Source organism: Leeuwenhoekiella aestuarii (assembly GCF_004104055.1).
GTDB classification, from domain to species: domain Bacteria; phylum Bacteroidota; class Bacteroidia; order Flavobacteriales; family Flavobacteriaceae; genus Leeuwenhoekiella; species Leeuwenhoekiella aestuarii.
The window spans coordinates 94,426-120,865 of sequence record NZ_QOVJ01000004.1; the positions used below are offsets into that span (position 1 = coordinate 94,426).

Below are 26,440 nucleotides of genomic sequence, written 5' to 3' on the forward strand. Positions count from 1 at the left end.
GTATTTGTTAGAAAAAAAATAAATTTCGAAGTAAACCTCAGGATACTATACCCTTTGGAGATGCCAATAAAGACTTTCGGAATATAACTAATAGCATTAGAAAATAAACAACATAACTTACCAAATGCCCCATAGAAGCTCCTACGAAACCAAATTCTGAAACCAAATATGTGCTGCTAAAATAGATAATACTTAAGGAAATGATTTGTGTAATTATAAATGCCCAGAACATGTTTTTAGCAATAAACTGATATGCAATTACCAAACTGGCTACTCTAAAAAAATCACCTGCCAATTGCCAGGAAAATAAGGTATTCATTTGTAAAAAATCAATGTTATAAACCAGTTTGATGATCCAAATTTTAAGAACATAAACAAGGATTAACCCAAGCCCAAAAAGTGGTAAAATGGTTTTATAAAAATTAAAAACCTCTGTTTTAAACTCTTTTTTAGTCTGCATAGTTGAGAGTTTAGGCAATACATAAAGTGTCAATAAAGTTGTGGTAAACATCAAATAGTAGTCAGAAAGACGAAGCATCGCATCCCAATATCCCGCTTTTTCGAGTCCATCGACCGCGATGATGTGTTGCCTGATACTGATGTAAACCCACGGAGAAACGATTGCTGAAAATAAGGTCATCCCCCCATACGAAGCTAGTTTCTTTAAAATAGAATATTTGATAGGTAATGCTAGGACTGTGATTAAATACCCACGATTTTTATACAAGGCAACAGCTATTGCCAGGAATGCGATCGCAGCGCTCAATACCAAACTCAGCAACGCGCCAAAAACTTGCATTTTAATAATTAAAAATGCAGCTGACAGAACTCCTAAAACGTTTGTCGCAATATTGATAAAGATAACTTTCTTATAATCCCCTAAACCACTTAAAACATTAATAATTAATGCATTTAAAGTAAAAACGGGTAAAGCTAGTGCCACAAAACGAAGTATTCCGGTAAAATTAAATGCACTACTAAAAACCAAATTATTAAGCTCTGGAGCCGCAATAAAAAGTATTAAGCTTAGCACTACAGAAGCTAAAAAACCAATTTTTAAAGAAGTCGCAACAAGGCTATTTAGCTTTATTTTTTGTTGCTTATATTCGGCGGAATATTTTACTACACCATTGTTTATTCCCAATTGGCCAACACTTTGAACAGAGTTCAAAAAATTACGCAAATCTCCCAGAATTGCCATTCCGGAGGCGCCTAAATAAATTGCGATCAACTTAGAGGTTATTAAACCACAGGCAATGCGAACTGAAATACGAAGCGTATTTACAGCGCTCACTTTTAATAAGATATTCTGCTGTATGAGCTTTCGCAGAAACTTAAACATGATACTGGTTTAAAACTCTGATAATGCGAACTATTTCTGATTCAGAGAGCGCAGGATTAAGCGGAATACTCACACAGGTATTGGCAATCTGCTCGGTAACCGGGAAGCTTAAATGTGCATAGGAATTTAAAGCTTGTTGTTGATACGGCGGAACTGGATAATGTATTGAATACCCAATTGCATTTGAATTCAAATGGGTTAAGAAAGAAGCTCGATCTTCTACAAGAATAACAAAAAGATAAAATACGTGATTGGCTGCATCATCCCAATAAGGAAGCTTGACCAACGGATTTTTGATTTGACTTAAAAAGCGTTTTGCAATATCTTGTCGTATTTGATTTTCGTTGGTGAGATTCTTCAGCTTTTCGTTTAAAAACAGAGCCTGCAAAGAATCTAATCGTGAATTAAATCCTGCATAATCATTAGTATGAGCGGTTCTTCTTCCGTAGTTTCGCAGGCTCTTTACTATTGCCGCCAAGTTAGAATCTGAAGTTATAACCGCTCCCCCATCACCTAATGCCCCAAGATTTTTAGTGGGATAAAAACTGAATGCTGCCGCATCACCAAAACTCCCGGATTTTTTGCTTTTTAATGCTGCACCATGTGCCTGACTCGCATCTTCTATGAATAATAAATTGTGTTCTTTAGCATAAGCTGAAACTTCATCTACCGGTCCCAGCAGCCCATATAAATGGGTGATTACAATTGCTTTTATAGAAGTTTCTGATTTTTGCAATTGGTATAAATCTATATTGAAAGTAGCGTCTTCAATATCTATAAAAACAGGCTTTAATCCAGCGTTTAGAACAGCCAATACCGTCGCGATATAAGAATTTGCAGCCAACAAAACCGAATCTCCATTTTTCAGTTTTCCATTTATTTTATAAGCTTCAAAGATGAGACGTAATGCATCAAACCCGTTACCCGTTCCAACGCAATAACTTGTACCACAAAATCTTGCAAACTGACTCTCAAACGATTCAACTGCATCGCCAAGAATATAATTTCCATTATCTAGAAAATCTAAAAATTTAGCTTTTAAAGATTTTTCATAAGGTGCGTTGAGCTTTTTGATATCTAAAAACGGAATCATAAAAAAACATCTTTTAGATAATGTGCATTGTTCGTTTTTATACTAAAAGTTCGCTGAACACGTGTACGTGCTCCAAAGGTCTCTTTCCAGAATTGAAGGCCGTTATTGAGTTTTAAGCCGGCTTGCTTATTAGAAGTTCCGAAATCAAAATACCACTTGTCTGTATATTTTTCTTCAATCAAATATTGAAATAGGAGATCTAATGCTCCTAGTTTGCGTCCTTGCGGACTGGCAGAAATATACTGCACATGTGCAACTGTTTGAGTTTCAAAAATAGTCGCTCCCGCTAATAAATTTTCTAATTCGTCAAGCACATTGAACTGCTTAATGTTGTATTTAAATCGCTTTGCTAAAAGTGTAATTTCTTCTAAAGAATGGGTAGGTTTTGCTTTATGTCGTTCGTGTAGATTAGGTTCTAAAACCTGTTTCCAGAATGGTTCAAAATCTATTGTTTGTTCTATTTGCAACCCTGCTTTTTGAGCTTGATTAGCTGCGCTTTTTCTGGATGAATTGAACGGAATTCTATTGCGATACTCAATTACCGCAGCGGTTTCAACTTTAATAAGTTTAGCTTTAGTTAAAAATAAAAGATAATCGAGTTCGTCTCCCGGTAACTCCTGATAAAACTGAGGTAAGACTTTAATTTCTAGGTTTTTTATTTCGTTTTGTGAAAGAAAACTCAAAACGGCTTCAAAAATTTCTAGAACTTTCTTTAATCGTATTTCAGCTTCTAAAATCAAGCCCCCATAGGTTAATCCCTGATGTGAATATACTGTGTCTCCTACCCTATTTGCAGGTAAAACAGCAACTACTCTTTCACCTTTAAAAACAAACAGGCTATAATCTTTAAAACGAGCTTTATGGTACTCCATAAAATCCCTTTTAAAGAGAAAAGAAGTATTCTTAGAACCTTTATAGCTTCCATTAAGTGATGCTACAAAACGATCCCATTTGGATTTATAATCAGGTGTATAGGTTTTTACTGTTAATTTAGACAAAGAATATATTTTAATGTGAAAGTAATAAAATAAGCATTTAAAAAATGCCTATTGTAAAATCACATTTTGCAATCCTTTAAAAGGAAAAGCATCATATAAAGTTTAACCTCTAAGTTTTTACGTAAAGTCTTAAATGCTTTACTTATCTGAGCTTCTACTGTTTTTACAGATATATTAAGATATTGCGCTATTTCTTTATTAGTAAGACCGTCTTTTCTGCTCAATAAAAATACTTCCTTGCACTTGGGCGAAAGCTTTTCTATCTCATTAAATATCTCTGACATAATTTTTTCTAAAGCTTCATCATCGCTGTCTTTTGCAATTCTCTCTAAGCTTTCGTGATACTTTTTTTCAAGCTTTATAATAGCGCTCTCTTTCTTATAGTGATTTATAAATTCGTTATAAGCACTTTTAAATAAATAACTTTTTAACGAGGTGTTTATAGCTAAACGTTCTCGTTTTTCCCATATTTTCATAAATACATTTTGCAGAATGTCTTTTGCTGAAGCTTTGTCATTGGTCAAGGAAAAAACATAGCCCATAAGTGAAGGACTGTATTTTTCAATTAAAAATGCGTGTGCATTTTTATCACCTTGTTTTAAGGCAAGCACCCAAGAATTGTTCATTTGTTCAGACATTATAAATAAAACGTTTTACCAAGCTGGAATTAAGCTTATCTATTTTGATAAAAACTAAATATATGAAAAAAATATTATGAAAATATTAGGGTTTTCTAAATGAGGATTGTCTTAGCTATATAACTCAACAAAAAATGAGCAGAAATAGCATTGAAAATTCATTAATCAGATACTTAACTGGGCAAGCTTCCGAAAACGATGTAGAATCATTATCTGAATGGATAAAAGATGATGAAAACCAAAAGATGTTTCATGATTATGTAAAGATTCATTTTGAAATTTCAACAGTACTTCAGAATGAAGAAATTGCTCCTTTAAAAGACAGATTGATGTCTAAGATTTCTGAAAACAAGAAAAAGAATTCAAAAAAAATCACTACAAAACGTATTCTAAGCTATGCTGCCTTAGTCATTGTTTTCATAACAGGGGGATATTTTTCTGCTACACAACTTTTACTCCCCTTAATAAATAATACAGAGCAAAATATTCAAGAAAAATTTGTCATTCTTGAAACAGAAGAGGGTGATCTGATAAAACTACAACCTACAAAGGAAAAGGTAATTACTAATGCTCAAGGCAATTCTATAGGTAATCAAAAAGGAGAAAAACTGATTTATCTCAACGACGCTCACGTAGCAGACCCCTCATATGTAACCATACGTATTCCTTATGGGAAAAAATTTAATATCGTTTTGGCAGATGGCACAAGTATTTATCTCAATTCAGGCAGTACATTAAGATATCCAACATTTTTTAAAAAGGATATTCCCAGATCTGTAACGCTAACAGGTGAAGCCTTTTTTGAAGTTGCTGAAGACAAGACTCACCCCTTTATCGTTGAGTCTGACGCTATCAAAATTAAAGTTTTAGGGACCAAATTTAATGTCAATAACTACGCTGAAAACCAAAATATACATACCGTTCTGGTAGAAGGTTCGGTTAGTCTTCTCAATCCTAAAAATTCTGATGAAATATTATTAAAACCCAACCAAAAAGCTGATTGGAATAGAAAAGATAATACAATCAATGTTGAAGACGTAGATTCTTACAGATACACCGCTTGGATGGACGGGAAATTAATCTTTAGAAATGCAAAATTTAATAAAATAAGCCGTGCGCTTGAAAGAAAATATAATGTCAAAATAGAAATAGAAAACAAAGAGCTTGAAAAAGAAATCTTTGATGCCTCTTTTGATATTGAAAGCATTAGAGAAGTTTTAGAATCTTTTAAAAGAAGTTATTCTTTTGAATATAAAATCGATAAAAATCACATTACAATCTATTAAATCAACTTTAAACTAATTAAAAATGAAACAACAACTAAGAGGCCCAACTTACCTGAATCAAAAAAACCAGAAAATGCTCTAACATTTCCCGGTTTTAAACTCTGATTTAAAACAAATTTTAAACCATTATTAACTACACGCAAATTATGAAAAAACACTCACAAAGATGGAGTGCGAATCATTCTATTTATCTATTAAACTTAAAAATGAGCATTACTGCTGTACTTATAACCTTAATTTCAGTTTTTCAGGTTCAGGCTAATTCTTATTCACAAAATAAATTATCATTAGATCTGGAGCAGGTCTCTGTGATTGAAATTATTAGTGCTATTGAAGCGAAATCAAACTATAAGTTTCTCTTTAATAGAAAAGATGTAAACCTTGAGCAAAAAGTCACTGTTATTGTAAATGATCAACCTATTGATGAGGTTCTTAAAAAGGTATTTAAGAATTCTAGTATTGATTACGAAATTCTGAATAATCAAATTATACTAAAAAAGGCTGTATCTAAGAATTCGCAATCGAAAAAACAAAATCAGTATGAAATTTCCGGAGTAATACTTGATCCTTCCGGCCAACCATTACCTGGGGCAAACATAGTAGAAAAAGGCACCAAGAATGGTGCTACATCTGATTTTGACGGAAGTTTTACGCTTACTGTAGGTAATCCAAATGCTACTCTGGTAATAACCTATATTGGATTTACAACTCAAGAAATTCCACTTGAAGGCCAAACAAGTGTTTCTGTAAAACTCGAAGAAAATGCTGCCAGTCTTGATGAATTGGTTGTTGTTGGCTACGGAAAGCAAAAGAAATATTCAGTGATCAGCTCGGTTGCAACTATTGAGCCCGAAGAATTGCAAACCAGTTCTTCACGTTCTCTTAGTAATAATCTTGCAGGAAGATTGGCTGGTGTGATCGCAGTACAGCGTTCTGGAGAAACAGGATATGATAACTCCCAGTTCTGGATTAGAGGAATTTCTTCTTTCGCCGGTAATTCTACACCTCTTGTATTAGTAGATGGTATAGAACGCTCTCTTAATAATATAGACCCTGCAGAAATAGCTACATTTTCTATACTCAAAGATGCAGCCGCAAGTGCTGTATATGGAGTGCGCGGTGCAAATGGTGTAATATTAATAACCACAAAACGAGGAAAAATCGCTAAGCCGAGTTTCAATGCGCGTTACGAGCATAGTCTTACACAGCCTACACAATTACCAGAGTTTATAGGTGCTGCAGAGTATCTTGAAGTATTTAATGCTATCGCAAGAGAAGAAGGCAATACAGAGCCCTTTTCACAAGATCGAATTGATAATATACGCTCTGGTATTGATCCTGATTTATTTCCTGATGTCAACTGGCTTGATGAGATCACGAAAGACTACGGATCAAGCGATAGGCTTAATCTAACCGTCACAGGGGGAACAGATCTTTTAAGATACGCTTTTGTAGCTTCTTATTATGGTGAAGATGGTATTATTGAAAATGATCCAAGACAAGAATGGGATTCTTCTCCACATTTAGATCGTTATAACATGCGTTCAAATCTTGATTTGAATATGACTCCAACTACCTTGTTTCGGGTGAGTATAGGTGGTTTTCTTCAGGATCTGAGAAGAGCTCCTCAAAACGTAAATGAGTTATTAAACCTTGCATTTGAAACGCCACCTTATCAGCATCCCACGCAATACTCTTCTGGAGAAATACCTGTTCAGCCAGAGAGAGCAAATCCTTGGGCTCTGGCTACTCAAACCGGTTATGAGCGTCAAAGTGCTAGTAAATTAGAATCGTTATTTTCTGTAGAGCAAGATCTAGACTTTGTAATTCAGGGATTATCTACAACATTTAAGTTTTCTTTTGACCGGTATAATGCAAATAGTGTTAGACGTGCAAAACAACTTGAATATTATAATCCGGCAACCGGGAGAAACGAAGACGGTTCCTTAGATTTAATTGTTTACAGGTTTGGCCAGGATTTCTTAGGGTACGAAACAGGTTCAGAATGGGGTAATAAAGCAGTTTATCTTGAGGGTAGAGTTGAGTACTCTAACAATTTTAAGGGAGACCATCAGGTAGATGGTTTGTTTTTGTATAATCAGCGTAATTATGATGACGGATCAAGACTGCCTTATCGAAATCAAGGTTTTGCAGGACGGGCTGCGTATTCCTACAAACGTAGGTATATAGCCGAATTTAACTTTGGCTATAACGGTTCAGAGAATTTCGCTAAAGGTAAGCGTTATGGATTCTTCCCTTCTGCAGCAGTGGGTTGGGTTATTTCTGAAGAAGATTTCTTAAAAGATAATAAAGCAATATCTAATCTCAAACTTAGAGCATCTTATGGTCTTGCAGGTAACGATCAAATAGACGGGCGTAGGTTTGCATATATAACAACTATAGGTGATACAAATGGCTATAGATGGGGAGTTAATAATGATTACCAAAGAGCAGGTCGCTGGGAAGGAGATTATGGGGTACCTAATTTAACTTGGGAAACGGTAGCAAAGGCTAATCTTGGTGTCAACCTAGGTTTGTGGAATAGTATTAATATTACAGCGGATGTGTTTAATGAAGTGCGTAGCGATATTTTTATGCAAAGGCGCACGGTGCCTGGATCCTCTGGCTTTGTAAACAATCCGTGGTCAAACTATGGTAAAGTAAAAAATCAGGGTTTTGAAGTTTCTTTAGATGTGAATAAGAGATTTAACGATGATTTTTCAATAAGAGGATGGGGTAATTTCAGTTATGCACATAATGAAATACTGGAACAGGATGAACCAGCAGCTATCATAGGCACCAACCGCTCCTCTACAGGGGAATCTGTGGGGCAGATATTTGGACTTTTAGATGATGGGCTGTTTACTAACGAGGACTTTGCAGATATTGATAACGGTATATTGAATGATGAGGTACCCGAGCATACTTTTGGAAATGTAAGACCTGGTGATATTAAGTATAAGGATCTTGATGGAGATGGAAGAATTACAGAATTAGATAGAACCGCTATAGGAGGTAGTTATACTCCAGAGATTGTTTACGGTTTTGGTTTTAACATGCAGTATAAAAGTTTTGATCTAGGTGCTTTCTTTCAAGGAAATGCGAATACGTATCGAATTATAGGAGGAAATTACTTCAGCCCTGGTTCAGGTCAAGGAGGACTAGGTAACATCTATACGAATTATACAGATCGCTGGACGGTAGATAACCCACAACAAGATGTATTTTGGCCACGTCTATCTAGTTCACCAAATGCCAATAATGATAAAGCGTCTACCTGGTGGCTTAGAGATATGAGTATGCTTCGCCTTAAAAATGTAGAATTTGGATATACTTTCCCAAAGAGATTAACAGAAAAAATAAGCAGTAATAATGCTCGTCTTTATGTTAGAGGTAACAATGTACTTACACTTTCTTCTTTTAAACTTTGGGATCCTGAAATTGATACTGGTACAGGGTTTACTTACCCTCCTATGCAATCTATTGCCTTAGGCCTAGATATTATCTTTTAATAAAAAAATATAGATTATGAAAATTGTAAAATACATAACTGTCACACTCTTAGCTCTGACATTTACGTCTTGCTCTGATTATCTGGACCAAAAACCAGAAGATATACTTACACTTGAAAAAGTCTTTAACGATAAAACCAGAACTGAAGATTGGTTAGCTGGTATTTATTCGAACATTCCAGATCCCTATTGGGGCATGATAAGAAATATCGGCTACGATGCGTTTGGAGACGATATGGCTCCTTCTACTGGTTGGGAGCAATTTGGTTGGGATGTAATTGCTAAACAAAGAGGAGACTGGAACCCCACCTCAAACTGGAACAGTGATTATTGGGATGTATTGCCCAAAAGAATCAGATCTGCTTATATATTTATAGAAAATATTAAGGCATTACCAGCTCAGAAAGTTTCAGAAGAAGAAGTGCAGATTATGAAAAATGAAGCACGCTTTCTTATAGCCTATTATTATTTTCTATTAATTCAAGCTTATGGGCCTGTTCCCTTTAATGAGGGTATACGTACAGCTGATGAAGACTTACTAAATGAAAGAAGACCGTATGATGAATTGGTTTCTTGGATTGATAATGAGTTAAAAGAAGTATCTCAAGAACTGCCTGCAACATATAGTGATGCGTCTAAGTTTGGTCGTGCCACATCAATAATGGCTTTAGCAGTAAGAGCACGTATGCTATTATTTGCCGCGAGCCCTCTTGTAAATGGCAACTCTGAATATTCTGGTTTTACAAACAGCCTGGGAGAACCACTTTTTAATACTTCTTATAGTCCAGAAAAATGGGTTAGAGCAAGTAGTGCGTGTAAAGAACTAATTGATGCAGCACATCAGGCAGGTCACGATCTGTATTATGAATACAATGATGACGGCTCTATAGATCCTTTTCTTTCCTATCAAAATATGATGTTTAGAAAAACTACAGATGGCAATACTGAAATACTTTTTGCGCGTCCTGATGTAAATCACTGGGAGTATGATAAACATGCACAGCCCAGAGGTACTGCTGGTAACGGAGGTCTAGGAGTAACACAATCTTTGGTAGATGCATTTTTTATGGAGAATGGATTACCTATTGACGACCCTAATTCGGGGTATGTTGAAAAAGGTTTTTCTGATGAAGCAGAATTTAGAAACACCAAATGGATTGAAGTTCAGGGAAATCAAGATGGAAAAGCGGGACAGGTTACGCTGCCAGATACTTATAATATGTATACCCATCGTGAACCTCGATTCTATATTTCTGTTTTATATAACAGAGCGTGGTATCGAAGAGAGAATCGCACTACGCGTTTTATGAAAGATGAATGGGATGGAGGGCCCACGCACGATGCACCACAAAATGGATATCTTGTACGTAAAAAAGTACATCCAGATCACGATCCAAGAAACGGAACAAATCCATATAGACCGGGTATTCTTTACAGACTAGGAGAAGCTTATTTAAATTATGCCGAAGCACTTAACGAAAGTGACCCAGGCAATCCTGATATTTTAAAATATGTTAACCTTATAAGAGAACGAGCTGGTATTCCTGACTTGCAAAGTGGTATGAACCAAAGTGAAATGCGCGAAGCCATACACAGAGAAAGACGTGTGGAGCTCAACTGTGAAATGGGATTAAGGTACCACGATATCAGACGTTGGAAAATAGGAGAAGAAACACTGGATAGAAAATTTTATGGGATGAATTTCTTTGCTTCTCAATATTGTGATGATGAAAGCAACCCCGATTGCTTTTTTATAAGAAAATCATATCAGGAACGTCAATTCTCTAAAAAAAATTATTGGATTCCTATTCACCAGACAGAAATAGATATCAATCCAGATTTGGTACAAAATCCGTTCTGGTAAAACTTTGTGAGGTTTTATGCCCCCTAACTAATTGTAAGGTGTGGGGGGTATAATTCTCATAAGAGAAAATAATAAACACAAAGAATTTAAATCAATAACGCTCAATTCTATTCTACTAAAATTTTATAAACCCCGGTCTGACTATCTAATTCAAAATCAGTATTACGGATTTCTATCTCATTATATTTTGTAAATGAGCAGCAATCATCGGTTGTTCTTTCTGCATTTAAATATAAATTAAATACTGTATCCTCACCTATTTTGATCTCAAGGTTTACAATTTCGGTTTCCCAGCCTACTTCCTGAATTTGGATTACATTTAATTGATTTTCAGAAATAAATTGAAATGCTCTTTCTGTATTATCAATGGTATTTATGACCGAAATATCTTCGGGATTATACATATCTGTTGTAAAAAGATTTCCTCCAGTTTCTGCATCAACAAGTTCAAATACAAAACTTTGAGGTGGTGTAAAACATTCGCCACAGTCGTCGCTATTACAAGATTGAAGAAGTGAAACAAATAGAATTAAGACTGTGTAGATTTTTTTCATTTTGATGTTTAACTAATAGATGCGTTTATAATAGAATAGTTGCGCGATTTTGGTAAAAAAAAAAGCACTTCCTTTCGGAAGTGCTTTTAAATATGTCAATAAACGCTAAATCTAGCTAGATAGACTTGTTACGCTTACGTTCGTTTTCAGTAAGCAACACTTTACGTAAACGTAAAAAGTTAGGCGTTACCTCAACGTACTCATCTTTTTGAATATATTCTAATGCTTCTTCTAAAGAGAATTTGATAGCTGGTACAATTTTAGCTTTATCATCTGCTCCGGAAGAACGTACGTTAGAAAGTTTCTTTGTTTTGGTGATGTTCACGGTCATATCATCCTGACGGCTGTTTTCACCAATAACCTGACCTTCATAAATATCTTCACCCGGATCAACAAAGAACTTACCACGGTCCTGAAGTTTATCAATAGAATAAGGAATTGCAGATCCTTTTTCCATAGAAACCAATGAACCGTTATTACGACCAGGTATTTCACCTTTAAGTGGTTGATATTCTAAGAAACGGTGTGCCATAATCGCTTCACCAGCAGTAGCGGTAAGCAACTGATTACGTAAACCGATGATTCCGCGCGATGGAATCAAGAACTGGCAAACCATACGCTCACCTTTAGCTTCCATACTCAACATCTCTCCTTTTCTAATCGATACCATCTCAACTGCTTTACCAGATACATTCTCTGGTAAATCAATAGTTAATTCTTCAATTGGTTCACATTTTACACCATCAACTTCTTTGATGATTACCTGTGGCTGACCAATCTGAAGTTCATACCCTTCACGACGCATCGTCTCGATCAATACCGAAAGGTGCAATACCCCACGACCAAAAACCATAAATTTATCTGCACTATCTGTCTCTTCAACACGCAATGCAAGGTTTTTCTCTAATTCTTTAAATAAACGGTCTTTAATATGACGTGAAGTCACAAACTTACCGTCTTTACCAAAGAAAGGAGAGTCGTTAATTGTGAAAAGCATACTCATCGTAGGCTCATCTATAGCTATCGTTTTTAAAGCCTCAGGGTTTTCAAAATCTGCAACAGTATCACCTATTTCAAAACCTTCAAGACCTACTAGCGCACAGATGTCACCAGCAAGTACTTCTTCTACTTTTATACGACCAAGACCTTCAAAAGTGTGAAGCTCTTTAATTTTTGTTTTCTTTACAGTACCATCACGCTTTACCAAAGAAACATTCATTCCTTCTTTTAAAGTACCGCGTTGTAAACGACCTATCGCAATACGACCGGTAAATGAAGAGAAATCTAAAGAAGTAATCAACATCTGCACTGTACCTTCTTCGATTTTAGGAGCAGGAATATGTTCCATAACCATATCAAGAAGTGGCTCTATATTTTCAGTAGGTTTTTGCCAATCTTCACTCATCCAGTTGTTCTTAGCAGAACCATAAACTGTTGGGAAGTCAAGCTGCCATTCTTCAGCACCTAGTTCAAACATCAAGTCAAAAACTTTCTCGTGAACTTCTTCTGGAGTACAGTTTTCTTTATCTACTTTGTTTACAACGACACAGGGCTTAAGACCTAAGTCAATTGCTTTTTGAAGTACAAAACGCGTTTGTGGCATAGGTCCTTCAAAGGCATCTACCAGAAGTAACACACCATCTGCCATGTTTAAAACACGCTCTACTTCCCCACCAAAATCGGCGTGACCAGGAGTATCTATAATATTGATCTTTGTACCCTTGTACATAACCGAAACGTTCTTAGACGTAATGGTAATACCACGTTCACGTTCTAAGTCGTTGTTATCAAGAATTAGATCGCCGGTGTTTTCGTTTTCACGAAATAACTGACAGTGGTACATAATTTTGTCAACTAGGGTTGTTTTACCGTGGTCAACGTGCGCGATAATCGCAATGTTTTTAATTTCCATAAGATGCCCTTATTTTAAGGGCGCAAATATAGTGGTAATTAATGACTTATTGATAGCTTATGTTGTATTAAGTTTTTAGCGTTTTTTCACGAGTATCGTTGTAGTTAACAAATTGATAATCAACTATCAAATATATCATCAAAATCTTATCTTCAGTTCATTTAAAATACAAACAATTTATAGGCTCAGAGCATAGCATCAAAAATTACAGGTTTAAACATCACATTTCAGATACTTTAAAATTTTAGTTCGCTATACACTAACATCATTCAATTCGGAATCTACACATTCAATTTTGAATTTTCTATTTCATATTTCCAAAGCCTTATCTTTACACTCTAAATTTTTCAAAAAATGAAATTGAATTCCATTCCAAAAATAAAACATACAGATACTAATAATTTCTTTCTTCTTGCAGGGCCTTGCGCGATTGAAGGTGAAGAAATGGCGTTACGCATAGCGGAAAAAATTGTTGAAATTACTAATAAACTTCAGATTCCTTATGTCTTTAAGGGAAGCTTTAAAAAGGCAAACCGAAGCCGTATCGATAGTTTTACAGGAATTGGAGATGAAAAAGCACTAAAAATCTTACGTAAAGTTTCTGAAACTTTTGATGTACCAACCGTTACAGATATTCATGTAAATGAAGATGCAGCAATGGCTGCAGAATATGTAGATGTTTTACAAATACCTGCATTTCTCATACGTCAGACCGATCTGGTTGTCGCTGCAGCCGAAACCGGTAAAGTCGTAAACCTGAAAAAAGGCCAGTTTATGAGTCCTGAAGCAATGAAACACGCGGTTACCAAAGTCACCGATACAGGTAATGAAAATGTATGGATCACAGATCGCGGGACTATGTTTGGCTATCAGGATCTCATCGTAGATTTTAGAGGGATTCCAACAATGAGAAGCTATGCTCCTACTGTACTTGATGTTACCCACAGTTTGCAACAACCCAACCAAAGCAGCGGGGTAACCGGAGGGCGCCCTGAGCTTATAGGCACTATGGCCAAAGCCGGCATCGCAGCTGGTGTTGACGGTCTTTTTATTGAGACTCACTTTGATCCTAAAAATGCCAAGAGTGATGGTGCGAATATGCTAGATCTTAGTTTGCTGGAAGGATTATTAACTAAACTGATAGCTATCAGAAAAGTAATTGCCGAAGACTAAAGCATATTTAACAAAATAAGAATCTCATAATTTTAAGGATTGCTAAAGTTCACGCTTTAGCAATCCTTTATTTTTTTGAAAGCAATTTTATCAAATTAATTAAAAAGATCAGTTTTCATTCTTCTACAGAATCTTAAAAGACTGCGCATCAATATGCTATAAACTAAATTCTTAGTACATTTAAGTGCAATCAAAAACACGTTTATATGAAAAACTTGCGAATTCCGGCAGTATTGGCGTTTACTGCATTATCTATTTTTTCGTGCTCAGACGAGCCTAAAGAAACGCCTTTGACTATAGGAAATCTTGAAATTTCAGAAACCAAACCTTCTCCCGGAGATAGTTTAAAATTGACCTATTCAGCAATAGACACAATAACTGAAGCCTTTTACGTCTATACCGTAAAGTCAAGTGCTTATCCTGTTGACCTTGACCTAATAAAAGATGGTGAGCGCTTCACAGGAGGCCTAAAAATTCCTGATTCTGCAGATGGATTAATTTTCAATTTTAAAGTAGGAGAAGATTATGACGCTAATGATGAAAAGGGATATTCGGTAAATCTCTATGATACAGATGGCGAGATACTACCTGAAAGCGAATCTAGTGTTACGTATTATAAAGCAACTAGAGGTACCGATTATGGAATCAAATATAACCAGGAAGATGCTGCTAAGCTATTAAAAGAAAATTGGAGTAAGCATCCTGACAACCTAGCTATTCTGTATGTAATAAATTCATCAGATAAAGCTTTTGCTGATTCAATTTATGATGCTAAGCTCGCGTCTCTATCTGCTAAAGAACAATTGGTTGAAGAGGATTACAGCAATTTAATCACCATTTACAATGTAAAAAAAGATAAAGCTGCTCTAGACTCTATTACTCCTATAATCACGGCAAAGTATCCTAAAGGAAATCAGGCGCAGCGCGCCTTTTACCAAAAAATTTATGAAGCCAAAAATCTGGAAGATAAAGAGGCGATCGCTGCAGAATTCGAAGCAGCAGGCGGAGTACCTTCTAGCTACGGAAACTATATGTATTCTGATTTGGCTCAAGCAGAATTAGCTGAAGGAAATATTGAAAAGTTTAAAGAAGCTGCAGAAAAAATCAGTGCAGCTACCAATAAAGCTAGTCTTTATAATAACGTTGCCTGGAACATGGCTGAAAAAGGAGAAAATCTTGAGTTAGCCGAAGAATTATCCAAAACATCTTTAGATCTTGTAGATGCTCAAAAATCTGACAAACCTGATTATTATACCCAAAGTCAGTTTGAAAAGAATCTAGCTTCTACCCAAGCAATGTATTCAGACACCTACGGGTTAATCCTATTTAAACAAGGTAAAATCAAAGAAGCCATCGCAGCTCAGGAAGATGCTGTTGCAGACAGGACTTCTCCAGACGTATATGAACGTTACGTGCAGTTTCTAACCGCAGATGAGCAATATGACAAGGTTTTTGAAAAAGCTTCAGAATTCGTTAAAAAAGGTAAGGCTACAACGAAAACTAAAGAATATCTGGCTACTGCCTATGCAAACACCGATCACGATGGTGATTTTGACAGCTATTTGAGTGGTTTGGAAAAAATAGCCCACGATAACGCGTTGGCCATTTTAAAAAAGGAAATGCTTGATGAGGAGGCGCCCACATTCAATCTTAAAAATTTAAATGGTGAGGAGATTGCTCTGGCCGATTTAAAAGGAAAAACCGTGGTACTTGATTTCTGGGCAACCTGGTGTGGCCCCTGTAAAGTTTCCTTCCCTGGAATGCAAAAAGCTGTTTCTAAATATGCCGATAACGAAAACGTAGAATTCCTGTTTATAGACACCTGGGAAAGCACCAGCGGGGAAGCTCGTCAAAAAGGAGTTAGCGATTTCATCAAACAAAACAACTACACGTTTAACGTATTGATGGATACCCCCAAAGAAGAAGGAAGCCGGGAATACGATGTGGTTTCAGCCTATGAAGTAGAGGGAATTCCCACCAAATTTGTGGTGGGGCCTGATGGTAAAATCAAATTCAAAGCGGTAGGCTTTGATGGCAATACAGACGGCCTGGTAGAAGAACTTGATATGATGATTGGTCTCGCCAGCGGACAGTAAATACAGGCGTTAGAAAACTAAAAAAATCCGTGTTGGTTTGAAACTAACACGGATTTTTTATACTTCATTATTTGCTTTTTAATCAAGCATCCACTCCAATAAATTATCCTGGTCAACAATAGACCAGCTGTGTGGATTTCTACTTCCATCTGCGCGATATCCCTTGCCTTCTGTAGTGATTAACTCGACGTTATCATATCCCTTTGAAATCAGAAATTCTGATAACCGCTGCAAATGAAAGGCATTCATTTGTTCATAATCAATACCCATATTCTCTTTCCACCAGGTTTTGTCTGGCTCGGTGTAGAAACGGATTTTTGTATGCTCTAAAGCTTTCAGATTTTCAGATTTTTCAGTTTCATAAACAAAAACACTGTACTTTTCATAGGGCTTTATTTCTTCATCGGGATCGCCCAATTGAGCGTTAAAATACTGCAGCATAAATGAACTTTCTCCAGCCGCTGTCGGTGAAAAATTACGTGCTACATTACTTTCTGCGATACGATATAGTGCTGCAAGATCTACCGGAGAATCCACAGCAAAAACACCTGCGGGCTTAATCCCATACTCCGGATTTTCAGTTAAGTAATTGCTTATCAATAAAGCCAATGCTCCCCCACTGGACAATCCACCAATGTAACTCGTACTCATAGGTAAATCATTTGAAGCCATCAACTCTTGCAGCATTGCTGCTAATTGCGCCTTTTCTTTATCCTGTAGGAAGATTTTGCGGTTGAAATTTAAATAAGCAACAGCAATATTCTTTGAAATGGACAACTCGCTTATCGGGAATTCTGTTTCAATACCTGCGGCATTTTCACCAAACCCGCCAAAGAGTACCAATACGGCATCGGTTTTTGATGGCTTGTACAGTGTATAATTTTCAGTATTAATCGTTTCTGTTTCCTGTGCTGTAACTATACATGTGCTGAAAATTAGACATAACAGCAATAGCGTTTTCGAAATTCTTTCCATTTGATTTTTTTATTATGTTTTATCAATTAATCAATTTGATCTTGAGATTTTAAACTCAATTTATAGGCTTCTAAATCCCATTTCATATCAAAATTAGAAAGGTAAGACTCCATCGAGTCAAGCCCTATTGAAGCTCTTCGCTCATCTACGTGATCGGGGTCAATCATTGGCGCTACAAAAGATTCTCCAGTTTCTGTGCGCCCTACCTGACTGCCGTAAGTTTGAGGTCTGTCATTACGTATTTCAATACGATCCTGTAAAAGTGCTAAAAAATGAGGTGGTGTGTTTCCTTCTGAAACTGCCTTTTTTAGCAAGGGCAAGTAGTTTTCCTGTACTTCAAGATTAGAATGCTGAATTACTAAAAACAAGGTCATGTTGCCTTGATCGCCTAGAATGTCAGATCCCAGCCAACCACGCTCATCCAATATTTGTTTTACTTTAATCAAATTAAGGGAGTCTACCCGGTCTACGGTTTTCCAATGGGTTTTAACTTCTTTTGACTGCCAGCCATATTTATCACCTAGTGAGCCAAGTTTTTTCCTAACCTTTTGATCACTCTCGTGAATACTATCTAATAACGCAACAAGAGGTTTATCATAGTTTGCCGCTGCTGCCTCTTTATTTGCTTTTACCAAAGTGAGTACCTTATTCCATCGCTGGTCTTCATATAAACTAGAAAAATCTGTATCCTCCAAAAGCCGCTCATAATCTTTGTAACCGTAATTGCTGGCAAGATTTAATAATTGTGTAAATGAAGAATCTGGTTTCTTAGCAAGAGCCCAAGAGCAAGCAGCATTATAGCGATCTCTGTACTTTACCTCTTTATTCGTTTTGAAAGCTTCAGCATATTTTTTACCAGATTCCAGATAATTTTCAGAATTATAAAGTCTGTTTGCTTCTATAAGTAAATCATCATAATCTTTTGCACCCTGACCATAAGATCCAAAAAAGCATAAAAACACAACTGTAAGTTTTAGCATAGTAATTTTTAAATCGAGTAAATAAACCTGATTAAGGTAAATAATGGATAAGTTAGAGCATTGAGGAATTAAAATCTTACGGATTTCCTCATTTCTCAAAAAAAAACCTCAGTTATTCAAAATAGCTTCCAACTGCTTTAAAAATCCAATAGCGATTTCAGCATCTATATCTTCCAGATTGTGATATCGAAGTGAGCGTAAATTTTTTCGGCCTTCTCCTGCAGTCAGGTAATTATTGGAGTCCTCAATATGCACGCCCTTTGGAAAACTAAGTTCTACAAAACGCTTCCTGAAATTGAGGAAACAAAACATCTTTCCATCCAGATAATAAAAAGGCAAATGCCATTTATAAAGCAATTGCGCTTCGGGCACGCTGTGCTCAATAACTACCTGCAATTCCAGCAACATATCGCGGTAGGGTTGCGGAGTTTTTAGAATGTAATTTTCGGCAGGATTCATTTGTGAGAGTTGTTATAATTCTTAGAGCTTCTTTGCTTTTCAAAAAATCAGTAAATTATAAAAAAGTATTAATAGCGGGAAATTATTAGCTGTTCCAAGAAAATCCCCCTAATTTGCCCGCCAACTTTTTAGAGTATGTTTTCACACTTCCAACTTTCACGCGTCAAAGAACTGTTAGTTCTTTTACTAATTTCTGCTGCCGCACTAGGTCAGGAAAAAGAAAAGCCGGTACTCAAATTGGGTGGAGCCCTGCGTTTTAATTATGTGTATTCTTCCTGGAAAGAAGAGCAGAAAACTAAAGGTGGTGAGTTTGGCTACGATATGTTTAGGATTAATGCTAAAGCCTCTTATAAAAATGTTTTTTTAAATGCTGAATACAGACTTTATTCTGAAGCTTTTGGTGGCGGCTTTTTAAAACAAGGGTGGATAGGCTATAAATTTAATGAGAAAGACGAGCTGCATGTAGGCTTAGTTTATGTTCCTTTTGGAATCAAACAATACAATTCTCATAATTGGTTTTTTAATATCACGTATTATGTGGGACTTGAAGATGATCATGATATGGGATTAAAGTATGTGCATACAGGAGACAAATGGGATTATGCTTTAGCTTTTCTAAAGAATGCTGAAGAATTAAATTTTGGAGGTGGCGTAGAAAATAGCTCTAACAGATATTCATATGATATAGTAGGTAGAAATAAAGAAACTAACCAATTTAACGGAAAAGTCGTTCGTAAATGGGGTGAAGATCTTAAGCATAGAATAGGTTTCTCTTGGCAATTTGGTAGTCTGTATAATATTGATACCAACAAAAATGGAAGTCATTATGCTCTTACTCTTCACTATGAGATGAACTGGAAAAGCTGGAACTTAAAGACCGAAGCGATTACTGTTTCTCATGCTCCAGAAAATGCACCGGGGGAATCAAATGAAATTATAAAAATGGGAGCATACGGTACGCCGTATGAAGTGGCGGCGCGATTTGATATGTACACTGCAGCAGTTTCCAAGAAAATTTCAGTAAACTGGGGACCTATCTCACAAATCGAAGTCTACAACGACTTTGGTTATATGCAGAAAAAAGAAAAAGAATTTACAGATTCTTTTCAAAATGTAACCGGTTTGTTGGTTACAGCCGGTCAAGTATATACCTACATAGATTATGCCGCTGGTTATAACCACTCCTGGCTAGGCGGCAATTTTGTAGATGATTTTTCAACAGGTAATCCTGATGCAAAATGGGAAGCTCGTTTTAATATAAATATTGGATACTACTTTTAAAAGAAATAAAATTTTATGGCAAAGAAAATTACGCGAAGTGATGAAAAGAAATCAATTTTTGGTCTAGAAGTCAACGGACCAGTATTTTTTACCTCTACTATATTTATAATAATAAGTATTGCACTTACGATCATTTTTGAAAAAAAGGCACAAAAAATATTTAGCGACATTCAACATGCTGTGGCAGAAAAAGCAGACTGGTTCTTTGTGCTTTGTATTAATCTGTTCTTGATATTTCTTACCTATCTGGCGTTAGGTAAATACGGAAAACTTAGAATTGGGGGGCAAAAAGCAAAACCAGAGTACAAAACAGGTTCTTGGTTTGCGATGCTTTTTAGTGCAGGTATGGGTATTGGCTTGCTCTTTTTTGGAGTTGCAGAACCTGTAGACCACCTTTTAAATCCGCCCACAACAGAACCCAAGTCTGTGGCAGCAGCTATAGAAGCAATGAATTTTACATTTTTACACTGGGGCTTTCATGCTTGGGGTGTGTACGCTTTAGTAGGTTTGGCACTCTCATACTTCACATATTCAAGAGGATTACCGTTAACGATACGATCTATATTTTACCCGTTCTTAGGGGATAAAATCTACGGGAGAATAGGTGACATTATAGATATTTTTGCAGTGCTTGCTACACTTTTTGGACTTGCGACGTCATTAGGTTTTGGTGTTCAACAAATTGCTAGTGGCCTCAATCACGTATTTGGTATACCTGATGGGACACTAACACAAATTCTTCTCATTGCCGGAATTACATTAATTGCTACAATGTCTGTAGTATTAGGAGTAGATAAAGGAGTGCGTATTTTAAGCGAATGGAATATGCGCATAGCTATAACTTTATTACTTCTTGCTGTAATTCTGGGCCCTACGCTATTTATTTTTCGCTCCTTTGTTGAAAATACGGGAAGCTATATTTTCAACTTCTTAAAAATCTCTACTTGGGTAGAAACCTATGAAGGAAGCTCTTGGCAAAATAATCAAACTGTTTTTTACTGGGGTTGGTGGATAGGTTGGTCTCCATTTGTAGGAATGTTTATTGCGCGTATTTCTAAAGGACGCACAATTAGAGAATTTATTCTAGGTGTTTTATTAATACCATCATTGGTTACGTTTTTCTGGATGTCTGCATTTGGTAGTGTCGCTATTCAGCAAGTCTTGAATGGTGATATGACTATAGTTACAGCTGTAAAAGATGATGTCGCTACTGCGCTATTTATATTTTTTCAAGATTACCCATTATCGATGGTGATTAATATAGTTGCTGTTATTCTTATTGCAGGTTTCTTCATTACTTCATCAGATTCAGGATCACTTGTAGTAGATAGTTTAACTTCTGGTGGGAAAATTGAAGCTCCTGTAGGTCAACGTATATTCTGGGCCGTGACAGAAGGCACAGTTGCCGGTGTTCTTTTAATAGGTGGAGGGCTCGAAGCGCTACAGACCGCAACCATTGTAACCGGACTTCCTTTTGCTATAATCTTACTTATTATGTGTTATTCACTCTACATAGGCCTGCGGGAAGATTATCAAAAATTAGAAAAGAAAAAATCTGAAAAGAAAATGGACGACTATGAAGATGTCGTTAAAGAAATCGTAGCTCGAAGAAATAAAAAAGACTAAAATGGAAAAAGTAAAAAACATACTGGTTGCTTTAGACCTCTCATCTTTAGACACCCACCTCATTGAATACACCTCTTTTCTTGCTGAAAAGTTTAAAGCTGATAACGTATATTTTGTGCACAATATAAAGAAATATGAGATTTCAGACCTTTTTGAAGAAGAGCTGAATCAGTTGAACCTTGACCAACTTATAGGTGACGAGCTTAACGAGAAAGTCGCTCAGCATTTTACAGCAAATGTAGATTGGGAAGTATTTATTTCTGAAGATTCTAATACAGAATCACTCATTCACTATATCGCTAATAAATATCAGATCAATCTTGCTATTGTAGGAAATAAAGCTGCTAAAGATGGCACTGGCGTGGTCACTTCAAAGTTGTTAACATTGCTCAAGTGTAGTATACTTACAGTACCTAAAACAACTCAGCTAAGCTTAGAAACGGTATGGGTAGGTACAGATTTTTCTAGTCATTCAAGAAAGTCTTTTTTCTTTGCTGAAGAGCTTAGAGGTAAGCAACCCATTACCATAAATGCATTACATATCGCACAAGTTCCTATTCAATTTTCTCCATATGTAGCCCGAGAAGATGCGCAAGAAAAAATAGAGAAACATATGCGTCAGAAATCTGCTAAATTCTTTAAAAAACTTGCTATAACAGATCCTGATAATCACGAATTTCTTTTTGCAAAAGATAAAAGCATAAGTCAGAAATTTCTAGTTGAAATTGAAAAACGCAAACCTAGTTTGGTTATCCTATCGGACAAAGGAGGTAGTAATATTTCAACTTTATTGATAGGTAGTCTTACAGAAGAACTCTTTAATGAAACCCTAAGTAGTCCGCTACTAGTAGTACGATAGCTTATAACTATAATCAAAACATAAAGCTTCGCGTTCTCGTGAAGCTTTTTTTATTCTTGGTTGGTAAATTATTTTACCTTTACTTTGTAATTCAAAGTACTTTTGTATGGATAATAAAAACTATCTCAAAGACATCAGCGACATCAAAACCATGATGAGCAGATCTTCTCGCTTTATGTCACTTAGTGGCCTTTCAGGGGTTCTAGCAGGTGTTTACGCTTTGATAGGCGCAATCCTGGCTTATTTTGAATTGAAAAGATATGATAGTGCTATATATACGGATACCGAAATCGTATCAGATAACTTAGATACTACCGTTTTTCTAAATCTTGTTAGCATTGCTTTATTTGTGCTAATATCTGCAATTGTTACAGGAGCTATACTTACTATGCGTAAAGCTAAAAAGCAAAATGAAAAAATCTGGAATCCGGTCTCAAAACGACTACTCGTAAATTTTGGACTCCCCCTAGTAACTGGCGGACTTTTTTGTATCGTTTTAATACAACATGGTATTTTAGGTCTGGTCGCTCCTGCAACACTAATTTTCTACGGTCTTTCTCTCGTAAACGCCAGCAAATTCACAATAGGTGATATAAAATATCTGGGAATAGCTTATGTTATAATAGGTCTTATCGCTACACAGTTTGTGGGTTATGGTTTGTATTTTTGGGCTCTAGGATTTGGGGTTTTCCACATTATTTACGGAACTATTTTATATAATAAATACGACCGATAAAAACTTACCCAATCTCAGAAAGAAAGGCGAATTAATACTAAAGAAGTATAAGTATACATTGAAAAACATCATTCAACATATAAGCAAAGCTTTTGATCACCGGGTACGCCTGGGAATCATGAGTATTTTGATGGTGAATGATTTTGCTGATTTTAATATGCTTAAAGAACTACTGGGCGCTACAGATGGAAATATTGCCAGTCATACCAAAGCGCTAGAGAAAGAAGCTTATATCAGCATTGAAAAATCATTTATTAACCGAAAGCCCAATACCAGATATATTGCTACCAAATCTGGCCGGGAAGCCTTTACTAAACACATTGAAGCTTTAGAAAAACTCATCAATCCTAATGAATAAATCTATTTTTTTATCAATTAACTTTGAATTTCAAAGTACTTTAATATTAGCAAGAGAACTCTTTGTAGGAGCTTCTTTTGATTTAAACAGTCGTATTTATGTGAAGTTTAAACGTACAGAAGTTTGGGGCATTTCCAGAAAAGAATTATTACAATACCCAGAAAAAACGTTAGGCTTTCATTTAGGATGTTTTTTACTAAAACACAATTATGAACCTCAACCCCGTTGTGAAAATCACGATGTTTTTCATGTTCTGACCGGTTATCAAACCGATACTGCTCAAGAAATCGCACTCCAATTCTTTCTTTATGGAAATGGGAAGAGAAGTGCATTTTTACTACTCGCTATGTTTGCCGGTTACCTCCTCTACCCCGATCACTATAAGACTTTTAAAAAGGCTCAAAAAAAAGGGCAAAACACCTGTACGCTACACGACTTTAAATACAAAGAGGCTCTCAATACTTCGATCACTACGCTAAAAATAATATTTAAAATCAATCAATTATAATTATGGACTCCCAAAAAACACAATACCCCAATCGCTTTATACAGTGGCTAAAAACCTCTATCACCGCTCGCATGTTTATGGTGGGTTTTCTCACCTTAATCCTGCTTATTCCGTTATTTTTTGTTCAAGATCTCATTCAGGAACGGGCTCAGCGTCAAGAAGAGGTGGTAGCTGAAATTAATGAAAAATGGGGAGAAGAAGTTCTGATCTATGGTCCTGTTTTAAAAATACCATATACTATTTCTGTAAAACAGGTAATTCAAAATAAAGAGACTAAAGCAGTTGAACCGCAATTTATAGAAGAGGAAAAACTGGCCTATTTTTTCCCGGAAGAATTAAACCTTAAAACTCATGTAAATGCCGAAATAAAGAACAGAAGTATCTACAAAACCAGTGTTTATAATTCTGAAACACACTTTGAAGGTTCTTTTGCTGTTCCTGATTTTTCTGATGCTCCTGCAGAACCCAATCAGATTTTATGGGAAAAAGCACGCGTAATCTTTCAAACTTCTAATCTCAAAGGAGTCAATGAGCAAGTGGTCATAAAATTAAATGGCAATTCTTATCCGTTCTCTTCAAAGTACGAAAAACGAAACCCTACCGATCTTTCTCATCTAAAACTTTTTACAATGGAAACGACTTCTGTAAAACCGGAAAATCTTCCACAAGAAAACACCATTAATTTTGAGATGGATTTACACATAAACGGAAGCGAACAATTACGTTTTATTCCTACGGGAAAAAAAACGGAAGCACAGGTCACTTCAGACTGGGAAACCAATAATTTCACCGGTAATTATCTACCGTATAATGAAGATAAACTTGATGGTAAAGGCTTTGATGCAAAATGGAAAGTATTGGATATTAACAGACCTTTTCCGCAAGAGTTTTTTCAAGGTTTACCTAATCTTACGGAGTTTGCTTTTGGTGTAAATTTTAAAATTCCGGTAGATGAATATCAAAAAAGCGAGCGAACAGCTAAGTATGGTTTTTTGGTTATTGGTCTTACGTTTTTGATCTTTTTTCTAATTCAATCACTCAGTAAAATCCATATCCATCCCTTTCAATATTTGATGATCGGGCTTGCGCTAATTATGTTTTATACACTCTTGATTTCAATATCTGAACACAGCAGCTATTTAAATGCTTATCTCGTTGCAAGTGTTGTCGTAATCCTATTGATATCATTATACGCCCGCAGTATACTCAAGAACATTAAATTCCCGGCTTTTATAGCTTTTTCACTCACACTGCTGTATAGTTTTATCTATGTGATCATTCAACTTGAAAATTACGCGTTGCTTGTGGGCAGTATTGGCCTTTTTATCATTCTGGCTTTGGTGATGTATGTATCTCAAAAGATCGATTGGAATCCCTAAATTCATAATTAAAAACCATGCTTTAGTGAAAACTATGAACAAGTCATTTCTTTCTTTTTATACCAAAGTGCATCGCAATTTCTGGCACGCTGGCTTCTATCTATTTTGCAGGTGTACGCTCGCTTTGGGTTTTATAGTTGCCGGTTGGGTCAAAATCATAGACGAGCGTTTTGCCAGCGGACTTGCTATAAAACATCCTATGGGAGCTTATCTTGAAGCTTTATATCATACGGGATTTTACTATCCGTTTATTGGTGTTGCTCAGATTACAGCTGCTATATTGTTACTCATTCCACGTACAGCGCTGCTGGGTGCATTGATATATTTCCCCATCATTTTAAACATTTTTGTGCTGTCGTGGGCCGTGCGTTTTGAAGGTTCACTAGTTACTTCAACACTAATGGTTTTAGCCAACTTATATATTCTACTGTACAATTACGACCGTCTCAAATTTATTTTGCCTTTCAGTGATAAATCACTCAAATATGATCCTCCACTTACGCTTAGAGAGATAGAAAATGATTTTCCATTTAAGAAAGACGTACCCTTGCGTTTAAATTTCAATTTAGCCAGTATAAAATCACCACTGGTTTCGAAAAAGTTTCCTTGGGTATTTTTGGGAATGATAATCCTCATTTTTGTGATTACAATGTTTGCATCTAACAGACTTTTTGAACTAATGCCCCGCAACAATTATGGCGATTGTGAAAGCCGAACTCCTGAAAAAGCGGGTTTTGATTTTTGCAATTGCATACACAATCAAGGGAAAACGCTTGACGAATGTCTGAAAGATTATGAAGAAATTAATTAA

Annotated in this window: 22 protein-coding genes; 13 read left to right on the forward strand and 9 right to left on the reverse strand. The window is 36.0% G+C overall.

The genetic code is table 11. The features are described 5' to 3' along the window. Window positions 1-37 precede the first annotated feature (37 nt). The 4 genes from DSM03_RS12100 to DSM03_RS12115 are packed head-to-tail and all read right to left on the reverse strand — an operon-like array spanning window position 38 to window position 4,044. Window positions 38-1,342, reverse strand: coding sequence for an O-antigen translocase (locus DSM03_RS12100; protein ID WP_128762107.1), 1,305 nt, complete (start codon window positions 1,340-1,342; stop codon window positions 38-40). Further along, window positions 1,335-2,435: a DegT/DnrJ/EryC1/StrS family aminotransferase gene (locus DSM03_RS12105; protein ID WP_128762106.1), complete on the reverse strand. Its 1,101-nt coding sequence runs from the start codon at window positions 2,433-2,435 to the stop codon at window positions 1,335-1,337. The genes DSM03_RS12100 and DSM03_RS12105 overlap by 8 nt, the downstream gene beginning before the upstream one ends. Further along, entirely contained in the window at window positions 2,432-3,433 is a 1,002-nt protein-coding gene (locus tag DSM03_RS12110; RefSeq protein WP_128762105.1) for a GNAT family N-acetyltransferase, read from the reverse strand. The genes DSM03_RS12105 and DSM03_RS12110 overlap by 4 nt, the downstream gene beginning before the upstream one ends. Window positions 3,434-3,492: 59 nt before the next feature. Then, entirely contained in the window at window positions 3,493-4,044 is a 552-nt protein-coding gene (locus DSM03_RS12115; protein WP_161568063.1) for an RNA polymerase sigma factor, read from the reverse strand. Between the two features lie 161 nt (window positions 4,045-4,205). On the opposite strand from DSM03_RS12115, the gene DSM03_RS12120 reads away from it, so the two are divergent. The 3 genes from DSM03_RS12120 (at window position 4,206) to DSM03_RS12130 (ending at window position 10,733) form a co-directional block, all read left to right on the forward strand. Then, on the forward strand, window positions 4,206-5,357 hold the full coding sequence (locus DSM03_RS12120) for a FecR family protein (RefSeq protein WP_128762103.1): 1,152 nt from the start codon (window positions 4,206-4,208) through the stop codon (window positions 5,355-5,357). A 206-nt stretch (window positions 5,358-5,563) separates the two neighbouring features. Continuing rightward, a complete protein-coding gene (locus DSM03_RS12125; protein ID WP_128762102.1) occupies window positions 5,564-8,869 on the forward strand; it encodes a TonB-dependent receptor in 3,306 nt (1,101 codons plus the stop codon). 16 nt (window positions 8,870-8,885) lie between these two features. Beyond that, window positions 8,886-10,733: a RagB/SusD family nutrient uptake outer membrane protein gene (locus DSM03_RS12130; RefSeq protein WP_128762101.1), complete on the forward strand. Its 1,848-nt coding sequence runs from the start codon at window positions 8,886-8,888 to the stop codon at window positions 10,731-10,733. 107 nt (window positions 10,734-10,840) lie between these two features. Here the strand turns inward: DSM03_RS12130 and DSM03_RS12135 are convergent, their stop codons facing one another. After that, a complete protein-coding gene (locus DSM03_RS12135) occupies window positions 10,841-11,287 on the reverse strand; it encodes a hypothetical protein (protein ID WP_128762100.1) in 447 nt (148 codons plus the stop codon). 115 nt (window positions 11,288-11,402) lie between these two features. Then, on the reverse strand, window positions 11,403-13,199 hold the full coding sequence (gene typA, locus DSM03_RS12140) for a translational GTPase TypA (protein WP_128762099.1): 1,797 nt from the start codon (window positions 13,197-13,199) through the stop codon (window positions 11,403-11,405). Window positions 13,200-13,553: 354 nt separating this feature from the next. Here typA and kdsA point away from each other — a divergent pair, with 354 nt between their 5' ends. Then, complete coding sequence (gene kdsA / locus DSM03_RS12145) at window positions 13,554-14,372, forward strand: 3-deoxy-8-phosphooctulonate synthase (RefSeq protein ID WP_128762098.1); 819 nt, start codon at window positions 13,554-13,556, stop codon at window positions 14,370-14,372. A gap of 206 nt (window positions 14,373-14,578) precedes the next feature. After that, window positions 14,579-16,468 (forward strand): TlpA family protein disulfide reductase, encoded by a 1,890-nt coding sequence (locus tag DSM03_RS12150; protein WP_128762097.1) that lies wholly within the window; start codon window positions 14,579-14,581, stop codon window positions 16,466-16,468. Window positions 16,469-16,546: 78 nt separating this feature from the next. Here DSM03_RS12150 and DSM03_RS12155 read toward each other — a convergent pair whose 3' ends face one another. The 3 genes from DSM03_RS12155 to DSM03_RS12165 form a co-directional block, all read right to left on the reverse strand. Further along, entirely contained in the window at window positions 16,547-17,443 is an 897-nt protein-coding gene (locus DSM03_RS12155) for an alpha/beta hydrolase family protein (RefSeq protein WP_128762096.1), read from the reverse strand. A gap of 26 nt (window positions 17,444-17,469) precedes the next feature. Continuing rightward, window positions 17,470-18,423 carry a DUF6624 domain-containing protein gene (locus tag DSM03_RS12160; RefSeq protein WP_128762095.1) on the reverse strand — a complete coding sequence of 318 codons (954 nt, stop codon included), beginning with the start codon at window positions 18,421-18,423 and terminating at the stop codon, window positions 17,470-17,472. A gap of 108 nt (window positions 18,424-18,531) precedes the next feature. Then, entirely contained in the window at window positions 18,532-18,882 is a 351-nt protein-coding gene (locus tag DSM03_RS12165) for a DUF1801 domain-containing protein (protein WP_128762094.1), read from the reverse strand. A gap of 135 nt (window positions 18,883-19,017) precedes the next feature. On the opposite strand from DSM03_RS12165, the gene DSM03_RS12170 reads away from it, so the two are divergent. The 8 genes from DSM03_RS12170 (at window position 19,018) to DSM03_RS12205 (ending at window position 26,440) form a co-directional block, all read left to right on the forward strand. After that, entirely contained in the window at window positions 19,018-20,163 is a 1,146-nt protein-coding gene (locus tag DSM03_RS12170) for a hypothetical protein (RefSeq protein ID WP_236638890.1), read from the forward strand. A 15-nt stretch (window positions 20,164-20,178) separates the two neighbouring features. Then, on the forward strand, window positions 20,179-21,789 hold the full coding sequence (locus DSM03_RS12175; RefSeq protein WP_128762093.1) for a BCCT family transporter: 1,611 nt from the start codon (window positions 20,179-20,181) through the stop codon (window positions 21,787-21,789). Window position 21,790: 1 nt separating this feature from the next. Beyond that, a complete protein-coding gene (locus DSM03_RS12180) occupies window positions 21,791-22,648 on the forward strand; it encodes a universal stress protein (RefSeq protein WP_128762092.1) in 858 nt (285 codons plus the stop codon). A gap of 106 nt (window positions 22,649-22,754) precedes the next feature. Continuing rightward, window positions 22,755-23,384: a hypothetical protein gene (locus DSM03_RS12185; RefSeq protein WP_128762091.1), complete on the forward strand. Its 630-nt coding sequence runs from the start codon at window positions 22,755-22,757 to the stop codon at window positions 23,382-23,384. A gap of 58 nt (window positions 23,385-23,442) precedes the next feature. Further along, window positions 23,443-23,742, forward strand: coding sequence for a winged helix-turn-helix domain-containing protein (locus DSM03_RS12190; protein WP_128762090.1), 300 nt, complete (start codon window positions 23,443-23,445; stop codon window positions 23,740-23,742). Next, the gene (locus DSM03_RS12195; protein ID WP_128762089.1) at window positions 23,735-24,250 is read left to right on the forward strand and encodes a Coq4 family protein; all 516 of its coding nucleotides are present in this window, start codon (window positions 23,735-23,737) and stop codon (window positions 24,248-24,250) included. Before DSM03_RS12190 ends, DSM03_RS12195 begins: the two co-directional genes overlap by 8 nt. Before the next feature lie 2 nt (window positions 24,251-24,252). Beyond that, window positions 24,253-25,629 (forward strand): cell envelope integrity protein CreD, encoded by a 1,377-nt coding sequence (creD, locus tag DSM03_RS12200; protein ID WP_128762088.1) that lies wholly within the window; start codon window positions 24,253-24,255, stop codon window positions 25,627-25,629. A 34-nt stretch (window positions 25,630-25,663) separates the two neighbouring features. Next, the gene (locus DSM03_RS12205; protein WP_128762087.1) at window positions 25,664-26,440 is read left to right on the forward strand and encodes a DoxX family protein; all 777 of its coding nucleotides are present in this window, start codon (window positions 25,664-25,666) and stop codon (window positions 26,438-26,440) included.

Excerpts from the sequence above, each read along its gene's own strand:
- DSM03_RS12150 (WP_128762097.1), top strand. The coding sequence starts at position 14,579 with ATGAAAAACTTGCGAATTCCGGCAGTATTGGCGTTTACTGCATTATCT.
- DSM03_RS12205 (WP_128762087.1), top strand. The coding sequence starts at position 25,664 with ATGAACAAGTCATTTCTTTCTTTTTATACCAAAGTGCATCGCAATTTC.
- DSM03_RS12125 (WP_128762102.1), top strand. The coding sequence starts at position 5,564 with ATGAGCATTACTGCTGTACTTATAACCTTAATTTCAGTTTTTCAGGTT.
- creD (WP_128762088.1), top strand. The coding sequence starts at position 24,253 with ATGGACTCCCAAAAAACACAATACCCCAATCGCTTTATACAGTGGCTA.
- DSM03_RS12195 (WP_128762089.1), top strand. The coding sequence starts at position 23,735 with ATGAATAAATCTATTTTTTTATCAATTAACTTTGAATTTCAAAGTACT.
- DSM03_RS12155 (WP_128762096.1), bottom strand. The coding sequence starts at position 17,443 with ATGGAAAGAATTTCGAAAACGCTATTGCTGTTATGTCTAATTTTCAGC.
- DSM03_RS12135 (WP_128762100.1), bottom strand. The coding sequence starts at position 11,287 with ATGAAAAAAATCTACACAGTCTTAATTCTATTTGTTTCACTTCTTCAA.
- typA (WP_128762099.1), bottom strand. The coding sequence starts at position 13,199 with ATGGAAATTAAAAACATTGCGATTATCGCGCACGTTGACCACGGTAAA.
- DSM03_RS12100 (WP_128762107.1), bottom strand. The coding sequence starts at position 1,342 with ATGTTTAAGTTTCTGCGAAAGCTCATACAGCAGAATATCTTATTAAAA.
- DSM03_RS12120 (WP_128762103.1), top strand. The coding sequence starts at position 4,206 with ATGAGCAGAAATAGCATTGAAAATTCATTAATCAGATACTTAACTGGG.
- kdsA (WP_128762098.1), top strand. The coding sequence starts at position 13,554 with ATGAAATTGAATTCCATTCCAAAAATAAAACATACAGATACTAATAAT.
- DSM03_RS12170 (WP_236638890.1), top strand. The coding sequence starts at position 19,018 with ATGTTTTCACACTTCCAACTTTCACGCGTCAAAGAACTGTTAGTTCTT.
- DSM03_RS12160 (WP_128762095.1), bottom strand. The coding sequence starts at position 18,423 with ATGCTAAAACTTACAGTTGTGTTTTTATGCTTTTTTGGATCTTATGGT.
- DSM03_RS12180 (WP_128762092.1), top strand. The coding sequence starts at position 21,791 with ATGGAAAAAGTAAAAAACATACTGGTTGCTTTAGACCTCTCATCTTTA.
- DSM03_RS12105 (WP_128762106.1), bottom strand. The coding sequence starts at position 2,435 with ATGATTCCGTTTTTAGATATCAAAAAGCTCAACGCACCTTATGAAAAA.
- DSM03_RS12165 (WP_128762094.1), bottom strand. The coding sequence starts at position 18,882 with ATGAATCCTGCCGAAAATTACATTCTAAAAACTCCGCAACCCTACCGC.
- DSM03_RS12175 (WP_128762093.1), top strand. The coding sequence starts at position 20,179 with ATGGCAAAGAAAATTACGCGAAGTGATGAAAAGAAATCAATTTTTGGT.
- DSM03_RS12130 (WP_128762101.1), top strand. The coding sequence starts at position 8,886 with ATGAAAATTGTAAAATACATAACTGTCACACTCTTAGCTCTGACATTT.
- DSM03_RS12185 (WP_128762091.1), top strand. The coding sequence starts at position 22,755 with ATGGATAATAAAAACTATCTCAAAGACATCAGCGACATCAAAACCATG.